General features: G+C 29.8%; 17 protein-coding genes. 10 read left to right on the forward strand and 7 right to left on the reverse strand.

All coding sequences use genetic code 11. The features are described from left to right. Positions 1 to 42: 42 nt before the first annotated feature. Positions 43 to 774, reverse strand: coding sequence for a hypothetical protein (locus HMPREF0202_RS13470; protein WP_023051275.1), 732 nt, complete (start codon positions 772 to 774; stop codon positions 43 to 45). A 198-nt stretch (positions 775 to 972) separates the two neighbouring features. Here HMPREF0202_RS13470 and HMPREF0202_RS13475 point away from each other — a divergent pair, with 198 nt between their 5' ends. Next, positions 973 to 2,265 (forward strand): APC family permease, encoded by a 1,293-nt coding sequence (locus HMPREF0202_RS13475; RefSeq protein ID WP_023051276.1) that lies wholly within the window; start codon positions 973 to 975, stop codon positions 2,263 to 2,265. A gap of 40 nt (positions 2,266 to 2,305) precedes the next feature. Here HMPREF0202_RS13475 and aguB read toward each other — a convergent pair whose 3' ends face one another. Together aguB and HMPREF0202_RS13485 are read right to left on the reverse strand one after the other, a co-directional pair. After that, entirely contained in the window at positions 2,306 to 3,187 is an 882-nt protein-coding gene (aguB, locus tag HMPREF0202_RS13480; protein WP_023051277.1) for an N-carbamoylputrescine amidase, read from the reverse strand. A 19-nt stretch (positions 3,188 to 3,206) separates the two neighbouring features. Beyond that, on the reverse strand, positions 3,207 to 4,274 hold the full coding sequence (locus HMPREF0202_RS13485) for an agmatine deiminase family protein (RefSeq protein ID WP_023051278.1): 1,068 nt from the start codon (positions 4,272 to 4,274) through the stop codon (positions 3,207 to 3,209). Positions 4,275 to 4,475: 201 nt separating this feature from the next. Between HMPREF0202_RS13485 and HMPREF0202_RS13490 the strand changes: the two genes are divergently transcribed. The 6 genes from HMPREF0202_RS13490 to HMPREF0202_RS13515 all read left to right on the forward strand — a co-directional run bounded on the left by HMPREF0202_RS13490 (position 4,476) and on the right by HMPREF0202_RS13515 (position 11,162). Further along, positions 4,476 to 5,264 carry a threonine/serine exporter family protein gene (locus HMPREF0202_RS13490; RefSeq protein ID WP_023051279.1) on the forward strand — a complete coding sequence of 263 codons (789 nt, stop codon included), beginning with the start codon at positions 4,476 to 4,478 and terminating at the stop codon, positions 5,262 to 5,264. After that, positions 5,261 to 5,716, forward strand: a complete 456-nt coding sequence (locus HMPREF0202_RS13495; protein WP_023051280.1) for a threonine/serine exporter family protein — start codon at positions 5,261 to 5,263, stop codon at positions 5,714 to 5,716. Before HMPREF0202_RS13490 ends, HMPREF0202_RS13495 begins: the two co-directional genes overlap by 4 nt. A 12-nt stretch (positions 5,717 to 5,728) precedes the next feature. Continuing rightward, on the forward strand, positions 5,729 to 7,240 hold the full coding sequence (locus tag HMPREF0202_RS13500) for a ClC family H(+)/Cl(-) exchange transporter (protein ID WP_023051281.1): 1,512 nt from the start codon (positions 5,729 to 5,731) through the stop codon (positions 7,238 to 7,240). A 105-nt stretch (positions 7,241 to 7,345) separates the two neighbouring features. Further along, positions 7,346 to 8,950, forward strand: coding sequence for a glutamate/gamma-aminobutyrate antiporter (gadC, locus tag HMPREF0202_RS13505; protein WP_023051282.1), 1,605 nt, complete (start codon positions 7,346 to 7,348; stop codon positions 8,948 to 8,950). Positions 8,951 to 8,976: 26 nt separating this feature from the next. After that, positions 8,977 to 9,897, forward strand: a complete 921-nt coding sequence (gene glsA / locus HMPREF0202_RS13510; protein WP_023051283.1) for a glutaminase A — start codon at positions 8,977 to 8,979, stop codon at positions 9,895 to 9,897. A gap of 56 nt (positions 9,898 to 9,953) precedes the next feature. Continuing rightward, positions 9,954 to 11,162, forward strand: coding sequence for an ammonium transporter (locus HMPREF0202_RS13515; RefSeq protein WP_023051284.1), 1,209 nt, complete (start codon positions 9,954 to 9,956; stop codon positions 11,160 to 11,162). A gap of 44 nt (positions 11,163 to 11,206) precedes the next feature. Here HMPREF0202_RS13515 and HMPREF0202_RS13520 read toward each other — a convergent pair whose 3' ends face one another. Then, entirely contained in the window at positions 11,207 to 11,533 is a 327-nt protein-coding gene (locus HMPREF0202_RS13520; RefSeq protein ID WP_023051285.1) for a DUF1622 domain-containing protein, read from the reverse strand. A gap of 21 nt (positions 11,534 to 11,554) precedes the next feature. Next, positions 11,555 to 12,334, reverse strand: coding sequence for a glucose 1-dehydrogenase (locus tag HMPREF0202_RS13525; RefSeq protein WP_023051286.1), 780 nt, complete (start codon positions 12,332 to 12,334; stop codon positions 11,555 to 11,557). 126 nt (positions 12,335 to 12,460) lie between these two features. On the opposite strand from HMPREF0202_RS13525, the gene HMPREF0202_RS13530 reads away from it, so the two are divergent. Beyond that, positions 12,461 to 13,069, forward strand: coding sequence for an NADPH-dependent F420 reductase (locus tag HMPREF0202_RS13530; protein WP_023051287.1), 609 nt, complete (start codon positions 12,461 to 12,463; stop codon positions 13,067 to 13,069). A 44-nt stretch (positions 13,070 to 13,113) separates the two neighbouring features. Here HMPREF0202_RS13530 and HMPREF0202_RS13535 read toward each other — a convergent pair whose 3' ends face one another. Both HMPREF0202_RS13535 and mprF read right to left on the reverse strand, forming a co-directional pair. After that, complete coding sequence (locus HMPREF0202_RS13535; RefSeq protein ID WP_023051288.1) at positions 13,114 to 13,527, reverse strand: rhodanese-like domain-containing protein; 414 nt, start codon at positions 13,525 to 13,527, stop codon at positions 13,114 to 13,116. Between the two features lie 19 nt (positions 13,528 to 13,546). Beyond that, complete coding sequence (gene mprF / locus HMPREF0202_RS13540; RefSeq protein WP_023051289.1) at positions 13,547 to 16,093, reverse strand: bifunctional lysylphosphatidylglycerol flippase/synthetase MprF; 2,547 nt, start codon at positions 16,091 to 16,093, stop codon at positions 13,547 to 13,549. A gap of 222 nt (positions 16,094 to 16,315) precedes the next feature. Between mprF and HMPREF0202_RS13545 the strand changes: the two genes are divergently transcribed. Continuing rightward, positions 16,316 to 17,341, forward strand: a complete 1,026-nt coding sequence (locus HMPREF0202_RS13545) for a LacI family DNA-binding transcriptional regulator (RefSeq protein WP_023051290.1) — start codon at positions 16,316 to 16,318, stop codon at positions 17,339 to 17,341. 12 nt (positions 17,342 to 17,353) lie between these two features. Next, positions 17,354 to 19,549: an alpha-galactosidase gene (locus tag HMPREF0202_RS13550; RefSeq protein WP_023051291.1), complete on the forward strand. Its 2,196-nt coding sequence runs from the start codon at positions 17,354 to 17,356 to the stop codon at positions 19,547 to 19,549. Positions 19,550 to 19,555 lie beyond the last annotated feature (6 nt).

The raw sequence follows: 19,555 nt of genomic DNA on the forward strand, positions 1-19,555 counted from the left end.
TAAAAACTGAAACTTTGTGAAAAGTTTCAGCAATTTTTAGTATTATTTAGTTGGAATAGCCACCTCAACACGATTTTCATATGCATTTTTTAGTGCACCTAAAATATCACCATGACTGTCTCTAAGGCTCATTGTAGCTCCAGCAGTTATGTCAGCAACCTCTTTTTTCTCAGCTTCAGTAAGTTTATTATATTTCTCTTTATCTTTATCATTTCTACTATTTTCTTTTAAAGGTCTTCCGTTAACATCTGAATATAGCTTTGTGAAAATAATTTCTAACTCATCAACTGTTTTACCCTTAAATTTATCTTGAAAAAAGTCCATTTGTTCATCCCATTCATTTTTAGGATTCATTCCATAGCTAGCTCCACGCTCTCTTTTAGTTTTCCAGTTATCAACTTCATTAGCTATATTAGCGGGAGTATTTTCAGTTTTTCCAATAACTTTTTTAGTTTTATGATCAGCTAAATTATGTCCTTCAGTTCCAGGCCACCCTGAAAAGTGAGGCATACTTTCACCATCATAATTTGGAGAACTAACTTCTAAAGCATCAACTACAGCATTTATAATTTTTCCATCAGCATCGAAAAGCACTGCAGCATCTACATAGTTAAAACTATAAACCTGTTGTCCTTCGCTATCTTTACCAGGACCAACTCTAAAGTTTGTAGAATGTCCTAAACCTTGGTACACTTTAGTTTCAGCTGCTAAAGATGTAATTGATCCACAAAGTAAAAGAGCAGAAAGCGATAGAGGTAACCATTTTTTTATCATTAAAATCACTCCTTTTGAAAATAGATTAGTTGCTAAGTAGTACGTATATACCTTATTTTTTTTGAAAAAACAAGAAAAAATTTTTTTCTAAAGGATTTATTAAAAAAAAAGAGAATAATGTAGCATAAAAATAATTAAATACAGGAGGAGTATTATGTTACATAGAGCAAAAGTTTATGAGGAGAAGGAGGTTTCCAAATGGATGATTTAAAGAGTAATAAACTTGGGTTTTGGAGCATTTTCTTTTTAGGGATAAATTCAATAATTGGGTCAGGAATTTTTCTTTTACCAAATAAAGCGTACGCTGATGTAGGGTTAGCCAGTTTAATCGTAATTTTAATAAATGCTGTTTTAGCATTATTTTTAGCACTATGTTTTGCTGAAACAGCAAGTATATTTGATAAAAATGGTTCATCCTTTGTATATGCAAAAGAGGCATATGGAAACTTTGTAGGATTTGAGATTGGAATTTTTGCTTGGTTTATAGGTATAGTTAGTTGGTCAGCAGAGATTCAAGGCTTTTTAACGGCACTTGGTGGAATATACCCAATAGCTATTGATCCCTATTATAATAAACTTTTTGTTATAGCTATAGGAATTTTTTTAGGAGTATTAAACTACTTAGGAGTTAAATTCTCAAAAATACTTAATAATCTTATAACGGTAAGTAAATTATTACCTTTAATATTATTTGTTCTTGTAGGGATATTTTTTATAAAAGGATCAGACTTTTTCCCATTAATTCCTAAAATAGAGTTTGGTCTTTCAACTGGAAATTTAGGAGTTGCAACGTTAGTTATATTTTACGCATTTACTGGATTCGATTTACTAGCAGTAGCAGCAGAGGATATGCAAAATCCAACAAAAAATCTACCAAAAGCCATAATATGGGTTATGATATTTTGTTCTATTTTTTATCTGATGGTTATGGTAGTTTGTATAGGTTTATTAGGGCCTAAATTAGGAACAACTTCAGTTCCAATAGCTTCGGCAACAGCAGCAATATTTGGAAGTTCTGGATTTTTATTTATAACAATAGCTACATTAGTTTCAATTGGAGGAATAACAATAGCTTTATCATTTATTGCACCAAGATCAATTCAAGCTTTAGCAGATAGTAAATATGTGCCAGAGGTTTTTAATAAAAAAGGTAGATTTGGAACAGCAGGATTTGCAATTTTATTAACAACAGCAATAACTGTTAGTTTAGCTCTTTATGGAAATTTTATTTTTTTAGCAAGTCTTACAGTTATAGCTCGTTTAATTGAGTTTATATCTACAGCAGGTTCTGTATTAGTTTTCAGAAAAAGAAAGTTAAAAGCACAATATAAAATTCCTTTAGGACCAATTATTCCAGTAATAGCTATAATATTATCAATATGGTTATTAAGCCAATCATCTCATGAAAACCTACTATTTATTATAATAGGATTTATAATAGGAGCAATACTTTATGTAACTTATGCTAAAAAGCAGATGGAAAGACAATAAAAAAGAGGAGGATGCATTTGCACCCTCCCTATTTTTTTATCTATTTAAATTTTGTTTCTCCATCAAGAGTTAAAATTGCTCCATATAAATCTGGTCTTCTATCTCTAAATAATCCCCAGAAAGCTCTATAATCATCAATAGCTGCTAAATCTAATTCAGCTATAGCAAAACCTTCAGAGTCTCTATCCATTTCAGATATTTTAGCACCAGTATGATCAGCTATAAAAGATGACCCATAGAATTTAACACCAATTTCATCAACATGTTCTTGTCCAGTTCTGTTAGCACAAACTAATGGAGTTAAGTTAGCACCAGCATGTCCTTGCATAACTCTTTGCCAATGATCTTTTGTATCCATAGTGGGGTCACTAGGTTCTGATCCAATAGCTGTAGGATAGAATAAAATTTCAGCACCCATTAAAGCCATACATCTTGCTGATTCTGGAAACCATTGATCCCAACATATAGCAACACCAATTTTAGCATATTTAGTTTCCCAAACTTTAAAACCAGTATCTCCTATATTAAAATAGAATTTTTCTTGATATCCACTTACATCATGAGGTATGTGACTTTTTCTATAAATTCCTAAAATTTCTCCATCAGCATCGATAATAGCTATTGAGTTGTATCTTGCACCATGTTTTCTTTCATAAAAACTTATTGGAAGAACAACTTGTAATTCTTTTGCAACCTTTTTAAAGTGATTAACAGCTGTATCAAGTTCTAACTCTGTGGCAAATTGCATATATTCAGCTTTTTCTTTAGCACAGAAATAAACTCTTTCAAATAACTCAGAAAGTAAGATTATTTGAGCTCCTTCAGCTGCTGCTGCTCTAACTTGTTTTTCAGCTTTTCTTATATTTTCATCAACATCCCAACCTAGAGACATTTGAACTGCTGCTACTTTAACTTTTCTCATAATAAATCTCCTCCTTTAATTAAAAACTTTTTCCATAAGGCATTTGTTGAGTTATACAGTGAACACATCCACCACCTATAATGATAGGCATTCCATCTATAGGAACTACTTTTCTATCAGGATAAGCTTTTTGGATAGCTTCTAATGCTTTTTTATCAGTTTCTTCAGCATCTCCTCCAAATGTAGGAACAATAACTGCACCAGTAACTGGTAAATAGTTTATATAACTTAATGTTAGAAGTTGACCATCATAATATCTAATAGGAGGTTTTTCAATTTCAATAATTTCAAAAGGTAGTCCACTTGATCTATCTTTAAATTCTTTTAATATTTTCATATTTTCTTGGAAAATCTCGTAGTCAGGATCTTTTTCATCGTAACAAGCTTGAATTATAATAACTCCTGGTCTAACAAAACAAGCTGTGTTGTCAACGTGTCCATCAGTTAAATCTCCATATAAACCTGATTTTAACCAGATAACTTGTTCTCCACCTAAATATTCTTCTAATAAATTAGTAACTTCTTCTTTTGTGAATCTAGAATTTCTAGAACCAGTAAGTAAAGCAGATTCTGTTGTTAAAATAGTTCCTTGTCCATCTGAGTGAATTCCTCCACCTTCTAATGCTAGTGGTGAAGTAAATACAGGAACATCATAAAATATACCTAAATGATAAGGAACTTTTCCATCATTATAGTGTGTTTGATATTTTTCACCATAAGAAGTAAATCTCCATTTAACTGCTGCAACTTCTTGATCGTCATTTAGTAAAAAAGTGGGACCATTATCTCTAACCCACGAATCGTCTATTGGTAGACATAATACTTCTACTTTTTCTCCACACATCTCTTTAACTTCATGCAGAAGTTCTGGAGGAGCAATCATAACTAATTCCTCAAATTCAGCAATAGCTTTTGCTACATTAGCATATCCTTTTCTAGCTGCTTCAATTCCATCAGGCCAAAGTGGAGTTCTGCTATTTTTTCCATCTCTAACAGGCCATTGCATGAAAGTACGTCTTCTTTTCTCCCACTCTCCAGGCATTCTGTAACCAAGCTCTCTAGGTGTTTTACCACAAGTTCCAAACATAATACTTACCTCCTTGATAACGATATTGATTTAAAAATAAATTCAATTATCATAAATCATCTCAATTATTCATTTTATTTTTAGGATTTCTTTTTTATTTTGTAAAAAAAATTGTACAAAAATTTAAAAAGATACAAAATTACAAGGAAAATGAATAGGAAACCTGAATATTTAAATAAATAATAATTGGGAGAGATATATATGGATAATCTTAGGGAGGATTTAACAGTCATCAATGAAAATGACATTTTATATCTAGCAAGTTATGTAGGGAAATTGATACTAGAATCTGGTGGAGAAACCTATAGAGCAGAGGATATGGTAGATAAAATATGTAATCACTATGGCCTTGAATCAAATTCATTTGCAGTTCTGTCTAGTATTTTAACAACAATAAGAGGAAGAGAAAGAAGATTTTTTACGAATATAGAAAAAATAAGAATGCGAACTATAAATGTAGAAAAAATTTCTAAACTTAGTTCACTAGTAAGAGATATAGATAGCTATACTTTTAAAGAATTTTTAGAAAAAGTAAAAGAGATTGATGATGAGCAAGCATATGGATTTTTATATGTACTGTTGGGAAATTGTATTGCAGCTGGAGCTTTTGCTTATTATTTTGGTGGAAATAGAGGTAGCTGCATCGCTTCAGTTATTGGAGCTATTTCAATATCATTTTTAGGATATTTTGCTGCAAAGTTAATGATAAATAAATTCTTCTTAAATTTAGTTGGAGGAATGGTTTGTTCCTTCTCAGCATATATATGTTTTTTATTTGGAATAATTCCAGAAATCTCAGTAACTATAATTTCAACGTTAATGTTATTGGTTCCTGGAATAGCTTTTACAAATTCAATTAGAGATTTAATAACAGGAGATTTAGTTTCAGGAATTGCAAGAGGAGTAGAGGCTTTTATGGTAGGAACCGCTTTAGCTATAGGATCAGGAATAACGTTATCCATTATAAAAACATTAGGAGGGCTGCTATGAGGGTAATAATAATTCAGGTTATATCATCAATTGTTGCAACCTATGGTTTTGGGATAATATTTAATGTAAGAGGTATGAAAAATTTATATGGAAGTTTTGGAGCGGGAATTGGATGGTTGGTCTATAGTTTATTAAGTGAAAAGGGATTTACATATTTTATAGCCTATACAGCAGCATCTTCAACGATAACAATATATTCTGAGATTTTATCGAGAAGATTAAAGGTACCAACAGTTTCATTTTTATATCCATGTATGATTCCTTTAGTTCCTGGTGGTGGAATATATTACACCATGTATTACATAGTACAAGATAGTATATCTAAAGCAGTAGAAAAAGGAATAGAAACATTTATAATTTCAGGATCAATTGCTATTGGGATCTTAACAGTTTCAACATTTTCACAAATTTATTACTATATAGTAAAGAAAAAAGCAAAAGAAAATTTATAAAAGGAGTTACTTATGGGGATTTTAAAAGTTTATATATTAGCTATTTTAACGGGATTTGTAACAGGTCTTATAACAATACCCTATAGATGGATGATAGAAAAATCAGCTTATATAAGGGATATGATTTTTAATTTGAACAATCCATTATACTATTTAATTTTAGGTTTTATTGGAATATATGTTATAGGTATTTTAATAAGTAAGATGGTAGAAGATAGTCCGTTGATTACAGGAAGTGGTATTCCTCAAGCAAGGGCACAAATATATGGAAGAATAAAAGTAAAAAATCCAATAAAAAATTTAGTTTTTAAATTCTTAGGTGGTGTTTCTGGAATTTCAGCAGGATACTCTCTTGGAAGAGAGGGCCCTTCTGTACAGATGGGAGCTTTAATTGGAGAAACAATATCACAAGTATTTAAAGTGGATAGAGTTGAAAGAAAATATTTAATAATGAGCGGAGCTGGTGCAGGACTATCGTCTGCTTTTACAGCACCTCTTGCTTCTGCAATTTTTATAGCTGAAGAGTTACAGAAATATTTTAATTCAAGATTAACAATTTTTTCTTTTTTAGGTTCTATAGTTTCTGGATATATGGCAGCTAAATTTTTTGTAAAAAATGATTATTTAGATATAGTTGTGAATTATCCACAAAATTTAAATTATTTTGAATATTTCTATATTTGTATAGCTTTTGCAATTTTTATAAGCTTAGTTGGAAAGAGTTTTTCTTTTCTTTTAATTTATTTTCAGAAGTTAAATAGGAAAATTAAAATATCAAAGTATATAAAAGTATTTTTCTATACTTTAATGGTTATTGTAATTGGAATTTTTTATAAAGATTTAACTGCTGGTGGAGAAAGTTTTTTAATAAGAGAGGGAATGGTTAATGATCTTTCAATTGGAGCTTTAATCTTTTTTATAATTTTAAAACTTTTATTTACTACATTATCTTATTCAACTGGATTTCCTGGAGGAATATTTTTACCTCTTTTAGTTATTGGAGGTTTATCAGGAAAGCTTTTTGGTTTAATTCTATTGTATTTTAATTTGATTGATATTAATAATCTAGGTGTATTCATATTTTTAGGAATGGCTTCAGCTTTTGTTGTTGTTGTTAGATCCCCAGCCACTGGAATTATTCTAATATTAGAGATGACATGGGATTTTACGCTACTTCCTAGTATGGTTATTGTAGCTGGATTAGCATATACAGTTAGTAACTTATTAAAAGTTGAACCAATATATGATTTATTATATAAACCATTAATTGAAAATGATGATAATGATGAAGTTGTAGAATTAGTTTTTGAAGTAGGAAGTGAATCCTATTTAATAGGAGAGGAGATTGGAAAATTAGAATTACCAGGAGATCTTAAAATAAAATCTATTGAGAGAAAAGGTGAATTTATAAAAACTAATGATACAACTGAAATTGAAAAAAATGACATTATAGGAATTCCCACTAAAAAAAGAGATATAGAAAAATTCTATGATTCTTTGAGATCTTTAGCTCAAGAAAATTAAAAAAAATAAAAATAAAAAAGATATTACTTTTTTAGAAGGAAATGTTCTACCAAAAGTGAACAATAGAGTGACAATAATAAAAAATATTTTATAGGAGGGTTATTTATGGCTACTAACACTAGTACAACTAACAAACAGTTGACACTATTTGGATTTTTCACAATAACAGCCTCAATGGTTATGGCTGTTTATGAATATCCGAGTTTTGCAACTTCAGGATTTTCATTACTTTTCTTTTTACTGTTTGGAGGACTATTTTGGTTTATTCCAGTAGCACTTTGTGCGGCTGAAATGGCAACAATTCCAGGATGGGAAACAGGAGGAGTTTTCACTTGGGTTTCTGAATCTTTAGGTGAACGTTGGGGATTTGCGGCAATATTCTATCAGTTTTTTGAAATAACAGTTGGTTATATCCCAATGCTTTACTTTATTAATGGTTCATTATCATACTTATTTGATTGGCCAGGATTAAATGTAAATCCACATTTAAAACTTGTTTCAATTTTAATCGTATTTTGGATTTTAACATTCTCTCAATTAGGTGGTACTAAGTACACAGCTAAAATAGCAAGAATTGGATTTATCTTTGGTATTGTAATACCAGCAATAATTTTAATTGGTCTTGCAGGAGCTTATGTTGTAGCTGGAAATCCAGTACATATGGAAGTTAGTTGGAATTCATTCTTCCCAGACTTCACTAATGTAAACTCATTAGTTATATTAGTATCATTTATCTTAAGTTATATGGGAGTAGAAGCATCAGCTTCTCATGCTAATGAAATGGCTAATCCTAAAAAACAATATCCAATAGCTGTATTTATGTTAGTTATTATAGCTATTGTTATAAGTTCTGCAGGAGGATTATCAATAGCTACAGTTATTCCAGTAAATGAGATAAACTTAAGTGCAGGAGTTAACCAAACTTTTGCTACACTAATTAATCACTATGGAAGTCACTTAGATTGGATTGTTAGAATTATAGCAGCATTTATCGGTCTTGGAGTTTTAGCTGAAGTAAGTGCATGGATAGTTGGACCATCAAGAGCTATGTATGTAGCAGCACAAAAAGGTATTTTACCTCCAGTGTTTAAAAAAGTTAATAAAAACGATGTTCCAGTTCCTTTAGTAATGTTCCAAGGAGTTATCGTAACTATTTGGGCAATTGTTTTAACATTAGGTGGTGGAGGAAACAATATGTCCTTCATGACAGCAATGTCTTTAACAGTTGTTATCTACTTAATGACATATTTCCTATTATTTATAGGTTATTTAACATTAGTTTTAAAAAGAAAAACAACAGATGCTCAAGCAGGATACCAAATTCCAGGTGGAGTTGTATTTAAATGTATAGTTGGTGCAGTAGGATTCTTAACATCACTGTTTGCATTTATTATATCATTCTTCCCACCAGATAATATTCCAGGTGGAAACACAGGAGAGTATGAAACTATATTAACTATAGGATTTGTAGTTGTACTAGTTCTTCCATTTATAATTTATGAATTTAGAGATAAAAAAAATGCAGTAGCAATAGATCCAACAAGAATTACTACAGAAAATGCTCCTGAACATCACTTCTTTGGACATCCTAAAGCTAGAGGAGAGTTCCATATTACTCCACATCCAGATGATGTTATGCAACAAGATGAAGATCCAAAAAAAGAGATTGAAACAAAACCAGAATCTAATGAAGAAAAAGAACAAAAATAAAAGTTCTTAGACATGGAGGCAAAAAAATGAATCAAGATGTATTAAGTAAAATAGTGGAAAACAATAAAGGTTTAATATCTCAAGGTGCTGTAGCAACATATATTCCTGAATTGGCTAAAGTAAGTAAAGATTACTTAGGTGCAGTTATTGCATTTCCAGATGGAACTATGTTATCAGCAGGAGATACAAAAGTTAGATTTGCTATAGAAAGTATATCTAAAACAGTTGTTTTAGCTTTAGCTCTATTAGACAATGGAGAGGAAGAAGTATTTAAACATGTTCATAAAGAGCCTTCAGGAGATGCTTTTAACTCAATAAAAAAATTAGAAACAGAACCTGATCACTTACCAAGAAATCCCTTTATAAATGCAGGAGCTATTATGACAGCTTCTTTAATAAAAGGAAAAGATCCAGAAGATAAATTTAATAGAATTCTAGAATTCATGAAAAAAATAAGTGAAGATGACTCTTTAGAGTTAGCTACAGATATCTATTTAAGTGAAAAAGCTACTGGAGATACAAATAGAGGTTTAGCTTACTATATGAAAGGACAAGGAGTTTTAAGTGGAAATGTAGAAGATATTCTAGATGTATACTTTAAACAATGTTCAATATATGTAACTACAGAGAGTTTAGCTAAAATTGCAAGATTCTTTGCAAATGGTGGAGTTTTATCAACTGGAGAGAGAGTTATTCCTAAAAAGTATGCACAAATAGTTAGTGGATTAATAGCTACTTGTGGAATGTATGATCAAAGTGGAGAGTACCTTGATAATATTGGAATTCCAGGAAAATCTGGAGTAGGTGGAGGTATAATTTCACCAGTATCAAGTAAAAAAATAGGTGTTGCAGTATTTGGACCAGCTTTAGATGCTGAAGGAAATAGTGTTGCAGGTATGGGAATAATGAAAGATATCTCAAAAGAGATGGAACTAGACATGTTTTAAAAAACTAAAAAAGGTCTCTTATTTAAGAGACCTTTTTAAAATAGGAGGTATACTATATGTTTCAAGGCGTAGTACATGGAAATGTAGCTTTTATGGTAATAGCAACAGTATTAGTATTTTTTATGACTCCAGGACTAGCATTTTTTTATGGTGGGTTAGTTGAAAAGAAACACTCATTAACTTTAATGTTACAAATTTTTATCTCAATAGGTGTTGTAACTTTAATGTGGATATTTGGAGGATTTAGTTTAGTATTTGGAAATACAATTGGTGGAATAATTGGAGATCCATTTCAATATATGAACTTTAAAGATATAGTTTTTCAAGTGAATACAACTTATGGATTAACAATTCCATTTTTAATGTTTTTCATGTATCAATTGATGTTCGCAATAATAACTTTACCACTGATGACAGGTTCAATAGTTAACAGAATAACAATGGGAGCTTGGATAAAGTATCTTGTTATTTGGATGATATTAGTTTATTTCCCTGTGGCTCATTGGGTATGGGGAGAAGGATTTTTAGCTAAAATGGGATTTGTTGATTTTGCTGGTGGAACAGTTATTCACGTTTCAGCTGCTTTTTCTGGATTGGGAGCTCTTTGGGTTCTTGGAAAAAGAAAAGTTATAACTGGAAAAGGACCATTTAATATGGGGCTTGTAGCAGTTGGAGCTGGAATACTTATGTTTGGATGGTTTGGTTTTAATGCAGGAGGAACTTTAGCTGCTGCCGGAACAACAGCGATTGTATTTACAAATACAGGAGTAGCTGGTGCAAGTGGTATGATTGTATGGGCTATAATGTCATACTTAGAAAAGAAAAAGTTCTCATTTTTAGATCCTTTAGTTGGAGCAGTTGCAGGACTTGCAACAATAACACCAGCTTCAGGTTATGTAACACCACCATCTGCACTATTAATTGGAGCATTAGCAGGAATTGTATGTTTTTATGCAATTAAAATACCAAGAAAAATGCAATGGGATGACGCTTTAGATGTATGGGGTGTTCATGGTGTTGGAGGATTTATGGGAACTGTATTAATAGGTCTTTTAGCAAATGGAATGGTAAATAAAGTTTCAGCTAGTTCTCATCAGCTATGGGTTCAACTATTTGGAGCAGCATTAGTAGGAGTATACTCTATAGTAGTTTCATACTTAATAATGAAATTTTTAGATAAAACTTCTAATATTAGAGTAACAAAAGAAGAAATTGAAAAAGGTTTAGATGAAAGTTTATTAAATGAAAAATATAGTGATGATTAAGAAAAGCTCTAAGCGTTTATTCCGCTTAGAGCTTTTTTCTTCTTTTATTTATGTTTTTCTATTTCCCAACTCATAATAGTTCTAATAATAACTATTAGAAGAACGAGTACAATGTTTTGCAAATCTCTCAAAATAATAGTATCAACAATATCTGCAATAATTAGAAATTGAAGACCTACTAAAATATACTTATCAAAAGTTTCTCTCATTATTTTATTGAAACTAAGACCCTCTTTATTTGTAAATAGAATTTTAACACTTTTTAAAAATCCAAAGCAAATAACTCCTATAGACAAAGCTGTAAAAAAGAAAGCTAACCAGTGTAATAAAAGTTTAAAAGAATCCATAATATAGTGTTCAAAAGTAAGCATAAAATCCACCCCTTAATAAAATTATCCTTCTAAATCTTGCTCTCCTCCACCATTGACAGGAAGAATTTGCCCTGTTATCCATTTAGATAATGGAGATGCTAAGAAAAATACGGCCATAGCTATATCGTCAGCTTCTCCTAAAACCTTCATAGGTGTTTTCTTAAGCATAATTTCTTCTAACTCAGGAGTTAAAACTGTAGCTAAAGCATGAGTTTTAATTGCACCTGGTGCAATGGCATTTACTCTAATAATTGGACCTAAATCAACAGCCATATATTTAGTAAGTTGATTAACAGCAGCTTTAGAGCTTCCATAAACACTCATATTATGACTTTGCATTATACTAGACATTGAACTAATATTAACGATTGATCCATATTCACTTGCAATCATATGAGGAGCACAAAGTCTAGAAAGATTGAAGATACTAAAAACATTAAGATTATAGATTTTTTGAAGATATTCAGGAGTTAATTCTAAAAATTTTTCTCTTCCACCTCCGCCACCACCAGCATTATTAACTAAAATATTGATTTTACCAAACTCTTTAATAGTAGCTTTAACAACTTCTTCTAAATCTTGAATAGATGTAACATCACATTTTACTCCAATAGCTTTGACACCTTCACCTCTAGCTTCAATAGCTGTATTATCAGCATCAACTTTATTTAAATCAGCACATACAATATTAGCACCAGCTCTAGCTAACATTAAAGCAGAAGCTTTACCAATTCCAGCACCAGCACCAGTTATAATAGCAACCATACCTTTTAAATTATAGTGATTTTCAATTTTAAACATAATAAAACACCTCCTAACCTAATTTTCTAATAAAAGGTAGAAAATCCTTTTATTATTAAAAATTAAAAGGATTTAAAAAAACTATTTCGAAAAAAGTATTAAGAATATTGAATAAAGGAGGAGTATATGAACATAGGAATATTAGGAAATGGAGTTGTAGCAAATGCTTTAGCAGAGGTTTTTCATAAATTAGGACACCCAGTTCAAATAGGAGTAAGGGATTTAAAAGAGGAGATTGAAAAAAAACATTTTATAGAGTATGTTGATGGAAAAGATATAGCAGAAGATAATGAAATTATAATAATAGCTGTACCTGGAAATAAAGTTGAAAAAGCTGTAACAAATATAAAAAATCCTGAAGGGAAAATCTTTATTGATTTAACAAATCCAATTGGAGAAGATTATATTTTAACTCGTGGGAGATACACTTCTAATGGAGAAGTGATACAAGAGATTTTAAAAGATTCTCATATAGTAAAAACTTTAAATACTTTAGGAGTAGAAAAATTAATTAATCCTTGTGTAAATGAAAAAAAACTTACAATGTTATTAGCTGGGAATAACAAAATAGCTAATAAAAAAGTTGAAGAGTTACTTTTTGAAATGGGATTTGACCCAATGCTAATAGGAGATATACATTTTTCTAGATATTTAGAACCTCTTGCGATGATTTGGATAGAGATGGTAAGAAAGCAAGGAAAATCTTTTGAAAATGGATTGATTTGGATAAGATAAAATAAAAAAATCTGAGCTTTGTTTAAGCTCAGATTTTTATTTGTTTATTTTTTAACAGGTTCAACCATATCTTTGTAAGGCCAAGTACTCATACCTTCTTTTGAGTTATAAACATTTTTAAATCCATTTTTCTTTAAAATTTCAGCAGCTTTTTTAGAACGATTTCCACTAACACAGAAAGTTATATATGTCTCATCTTTATTAAGCTCAGGTAAACGTTTTTCTAGCTCAGGAAGAGGGATATGTTTGGCTCCTTTAACTAAACCAGTTTTTTCAACTTCATCATTGTTTCGGACATCTAAAAGAGTACCTTTGTTTTTATTTAGAATATCCATAACTTCAGAAAGAGAAACTGTTTCGTAATAGCCTTCAACATCATTATAAGATGGAGTATTAGCAAAGGAAGTAGTGCCTAGCCCCAAAAGTAATAAAAGCATAGATAAAATTATTTTTTTCATAAAGCCTCCTTAAATTATTTTATTTTTTAGAAATAAGTCCTCGAATACCACCAGATATTAAAAGAGTAACATCCGTTAATATATTTGGCAAGTTAAAAGGTCCTGAATAAGCTATGTATCTTGGTTCCCACTGAGGATTAAATTTATCTTTAAAACTACGAAGTCCTTTAAAGTTATAAAAATGCTCTCCATGAGAAAAAATAGCACGCTCAATTTTATTCCAAAAGGAAGCTGTATTATCCTCAATACCAGCTAAAGGAGCCATTCCTAAATTAAATTTTTTAAATCCATTCTCTTTTCCGTAATTTATAACAGAGATAAAAAAGTAATCCATAGTTCCATGAACAGCTTCGTTTCTATATCTCATTAAATCAAGAGAGATCTCTTCTTTGTTATTTGTTTCTAAAATATTTCCAAAAGCTAAAATTTTATTGTCTTTTTTTATAACGCCTACAGGAAAATTTAAAAGATATTCTTTTGTAAATTTTCCAAGAGAAAACCCTTTTTCTTTTGCATTTTTATCTTGTAACCATTCATTAGAGATGCTCTCTAAATCATCTAAAATTTCAGGAACTTTTTCAACTGGAATAACTTCAAAAGTATATCCCTCTTTTTCAACTCTATTAAAAGCATGTCTAAGAGGTTTAGCATCACTTCCATCGAGAGTAAAATTTTCTAAATGAACTTGAGCAAACTCACCAATTTTTAAAAAACTAAGTCCAACATCTAAGTAATAATTTAGATAATTTTTATTGATTTCATAGAAAACAGTCTCTTTTTTATTAGCTTTACAGTGATTATAAAATTTCCAAATACAGCTTCCAAAAGTTTTTTCATCTCCAACGGGATCTCCCATAGCCACAAATGAGTGACCACTTTTTCCAAACATAATAAAAGAGTTTTTACTATCATCAAAGATTATCTCTTTATCACCTAAAAGAGATAGATATGCATCAGTTGTACTAGAAAGACTGATACAATTTCTTAAATCTTTATCTGTTGGAGAGTTTTCTTCTGGGAGAGTTTCAGTATTTTTTTCTTCAACAGAAGATTTTCTCTTTTCACTAATAACATTTAAGATGATTAATATAGCAAATGCAAAGAAAATTCCTAAAAGTGTATTTGAGAAACTCCAAGATATTTTTGAAAAAAATTCAGTTTCTTTATATGAAAAAATTCCAAGGTACACTCCAATTAAAATAACTAGTATTATAGTAGAAAGTTTTTTAAAAGATGGTTTTTCAGAGAAAAAAGTATTTTTTCTATAAAAATAATCTTTAGTAGGAATTGTTCCTATGAAACTTAAAGTTAAAAAAATTGTAAAAAATAGATGAAACTCTTTTACAATAGATAGAACAATAGAACATCCTAAAAAAAATAGAGATACAAAATAAGCAAGTTCAAATCGTTTTTCAATATAGTAAGCTAAAAATAACAGAGTAGTTCCTATAGCTGCTCCAATAAAATGAGAAGTTTCTAAATTTAAAAATGGAAATACAACTTCAATTTTTGTTATTAAGCTAGAGGGGAACGGAAAAAATCCAGAAAAAATAAGTATAATTCCAGATAAAGTTATGATTATACTTAAAAAATTAGGAAATTGTGAAAAAATAATTTTTTCCATCTCTGTAATTTTAGTATTATCTTTTCTAATAAAAAGATGATAAATTGTGAAAATAGTAAAAGCTACAAGTAGCGGTATAAAAAAATAAGCTATTCTATATACTAAAAGAGCTCCAATGATTTTGTCTGATGAGTAAGCTCCTCCTAATAACGTTAGGAAAATCAGATCGAAAACTCCAATTCCTCCAGGGACATTGCTTAAAAAACCTAAGATTTGTGCAATGATAAAAATAGCTAAAAAATGAAAGAAATCAATTCTATTATGTGGAGGTAGTGCAAAATACAATACAAAACTTAAAGAAACCCAATCAGCAAGAGCTATTAAAATTCTATTTATTAAAATTGTATTGGTATTTTTGTGCTTTTTTATAATTACTCCTGTAAAAACAGTAGCTCCAATTAAAAGTATTACTCCAATGGGAACTGTTGTATCTATAGGTAGTTTTATAGGTAACTTTATTTGCACTAAAGATATAGGAAGAAGTGTTAAAAAAACACCACCAATCCAAAGTAAACCCAGCCAGAAGGTTGTATAGCAAAAGATAACTACATTCATAATTGTTTTATATGGAACTCCTAGAAGGGAGTACAGGTTTAATCTAAGTCCAGATGCAGTTAGACCAGAAAGACCAATAGAGTTAGCAAAAGCAAAACTAATAAAAGAAACAAAACTTATATTTTTTCTAGGAAGACTGTAGTTTTCATTTTTAAATGCTAAGACATCAAAACAAGTTAGAATAAGATAATCTAAACAAACAAAAAAAATAATTAAAGTTATTGCCCAAAATGGTATAGCTTCAATTGAAGATTTTAAATCATGAAGATTATATTTTTTTAGCTCCTTGTGTATAAAAAATATAGCAACTAAAAAAATGGTTAATTCAGCTGCAATTTTAAAATATTCAATAATTTTTTTCCTATTAAATTTTGAAACATTTTCCATAGTAACCCCACCTCATTAATTAAATATAACTATAATAGATTTACAAAAAAAACTACAGAATCCTCTATTAAATAAAAATAAAAAAAAGAATACTTAATTTACCTAAGTTAAATAAGTGAGATAATATATAAATAAAAAATCTTGTAAAAATGTTCTAAATACAATATAATCGTTTTATAAATATAATAAACACGCGTTCATAAAACAAGAAGGAGAAAAAATGTGAAGATAAATAGCACGAAGGTAGCCCAAATAGCTGGAGTTTCAAGAAGCACAGTTTCAAGAGTTATAAATAACTACTCAAATGTTCCTTCAGAAACAAGAGAAAAAATTTTAAAGATTATAGATGAGTTGGGATATATTCCAAATACAAGTGCTCAGGTTTTAGCTGGAAAAAAGAGCAGAACAATTGGACTTTTTATTTATGGTGATAATAATGATAAAAGTAAAATATTAGATAATGGATTATCTTTTGGTTATTACTTAGATTTTATAAATAGAGTTTTAAAAGAGGCATTAAAATTGGATTATCAATTACTAGTTGATGTAATAAATGATAATAACTTTTCTAAAGTGGAGTCTTTATATGTAAATAGAGATATTATTGGAGGAATATTTATAGGATTTAAAGAGGGGGATGAAAATATTCAAAAGATAATAAAACAACACTCACCAATAGTATTAGTTGATTATCTTTCAAATCCAAATTGTGAAAATAAGGAAGTTTATTATATAAATACAGAAGATTTTAATGGAGCTAAAGAAGCTACTGAACATCTTATAAATTTAGGTAAAAAAAGAGTGATTCACATTTCAGGAGATAGATGTAAACTTTCTGGAAAAGAAAGAGAAAAAGGCTACATAGAAGCTATGAAAAAATTTGGAATGACTCCAATGATTTATAACGGTAACTATTCTGATGAAAAAGCTACAGAGATAATTATGAATCTATTGGAAAAAAATATAGAGTTTGATGGAGTATTTTGTGCCAATGATAATATGAGTTACTGTGTAAATAATGTTTTAAAAGAAAATGGAAAAGAGAATATTCCAATTATAGGGTTTGATAATTTAAGAAATACAATTCCTTTAGGACTTATGTCAGTAGCTCCAGATATAAATAATTTAGCTAAAACAGCAGTGGAACTATTTCAAAATGATAAAGGAGAAAAACAAAAAGTTACTTTTATAAAAACAACTTTGATAAAAGGACTAAAAGAGTATATAAAAGAGAGCTATTTAGACTAACTAGGAGGAAAGATGATATATATAAACGAGGAGAAAAAGGAGTTTCATTTACAAAGTTTAAATATGAGTTATATATTTAATGTCATGAAAAATGGACAGTTAGGTAATTTATACTTTGGTAAAAAAATAAAACATAGAGAAAGTTTTTCTCATTTTTTCAATCAACCAGAAGTAGGTATAGGAATAATAGCTCATCATGAAGAGGATCCTGGATTTTCACTAGAGTATTATAAACAAGAGTATCCATCATATGGAACGACAGATTTTAGAAAACCAGCTTTTCAAATAGAGAGCAATGATGGTAGTAGAGTAACGGAGTTTGTATATAAAGCTTATAGAATATATAAAGGAAAAGAAAAATTAAAAGGATTACCCTCAACTTATATGGAAAGTGAGGAGGAGGGAGAAACTTTAGAGATAGAGTTAGTAGATGCTATTTTAAATTGTAAACTATTTTTAACATATACGATTTATAAAAATAGAGATGTGATAACTAGAAATGCAAGATTTGAAAATTGTGGAAAAGAGAGTGTAAATATCCATAGGGCCATGAGTTTTGCACTAGATCTTCCAGATTATAATTACGAGATGATACATCTTTCAGGAGCTTGGGCAAGAGAAAGATTTATAAAAAATAGAAAGCTTGAAGTTGGATGTCAGTATATTGACAGTACAAGAGGAGCGAGCAGCGCTCACCAAAATCCATTTATAATTTTAAAAAGACCTGAAACAACTGAAAATATGGGGGAAAGTATAGGATTTGCTTTAGTTTATTCAGGAAACTTCTTAGCACATGTAGAAGTTGACCATTTTGATGCAACAAGAGTTACAATGGGGATTAATCCATTTGATTTTAAATGGGAATTGAATGGAGGAGATAGCTTTCAAACTCCAGAAGCAATAATTGTTTATAGTGATAAAGGTATGAATGATTTAAGCCAAACTTTCCATAAACTTTTCCGTGAGAGAGTTGCAAGAGGGGAGTGGAGAGATAAAGAAAGACCAATTTTAGTTAATAACTGGGAAGCGACATATTTTGACTTTAATGAGGAAAAAATTGTAGCTATGGCAGGAAAAGCAAAAGAGTTAGGATTTGAACTTTTTGTTTTAGATGACGGTTGGTTTGGAAAAAGAAATGATGATAAAACATCTTTAGGAGATTGGTTTCCAAATTTAGAAAAACTGCCAAATGGAGTAAAAGGATTAGGAGAAAAAGTAGTAAAAGAGGGGATTAAATTTGGACTTTGGTTTGAGCCAGAGATGATTAGTAAAAATAGTAGGTTATATGAGGAGCATCCAGATTGGATTTTAGGAGTTAAAAATAGAAGATTATCAATGGGAAGAAATCAATATATATTAGACCTTTCAAAAGAGGAGGTTAGAGATTATATAGTAAATATTTTATCTGAAAGATTTTCAGAAGCACCAATAAGTTATGTAAAATGGGATATGAATAGAAATATGACAGAGATAACATATCAAGATTTACCGCATAAGTACATACTTGGATTATATGAAATCTTAGAGACATTAACAACTAAGTTTCCACATATACTATTTGAATCATGTGCATCAGGAGGGGGAAGATTTGATGCAGGAATGTTACACTATATGCCACAAGTTTGGACTAGTGATGATACAGATGCAATAGTAAGACTTAATATTCAACATGGAACATCGTTAGCTTATCCTTTAATATCAATGGGAGCTCATGTATCAGATATACCAAATCATCAAACAGCGAGAAAGACTAGTTTAAAAACAAGAAATGATGTAGCGACTTTTGGAAACTTTGGATATGAATTGAATCTTTTAGACTTTGATACTAAAATGGGGGAAGAGGTAAAGCAGTATTTGAATTTTTATAAAAGTAATAGAAAACTTATACAATTTGGAGATTTTTATAGATTAGAAAGTCCTTTTGAAGGAAATACAGCAGCTTGGATGGTTGTAAATAAAGAAAAAGATGAGGTTTTAGTTGGACATTTTACAATTTTAGCTGAACCAAATCCAGGATATAATAAAAAAGTGATACTAAAAGGTTTAGATTCTGAGAAAAAATATTTAGTAAATGATGCATTTGAAGCTTATGGAGATGAACTTATGAGTGTTGGAATTGTATTTCCACAACCAGAGAGATATTTTTCAAAAGATTCAGAAACTCAAGATTTTAAAAGCAAAATTTTTAAATTAAAAGAGATTAAATAAAAACTC

This window comes from Cetobacterium somerae ATCC BAA-474, assembly GCF_000479045.1.
GTDB lineage: Bacteria > Fusobacteriota > Fusobacteriia > Fusobacteriales > Fusobacteriaceae > Cetobacterium_A > Cetobacterium_A somerae.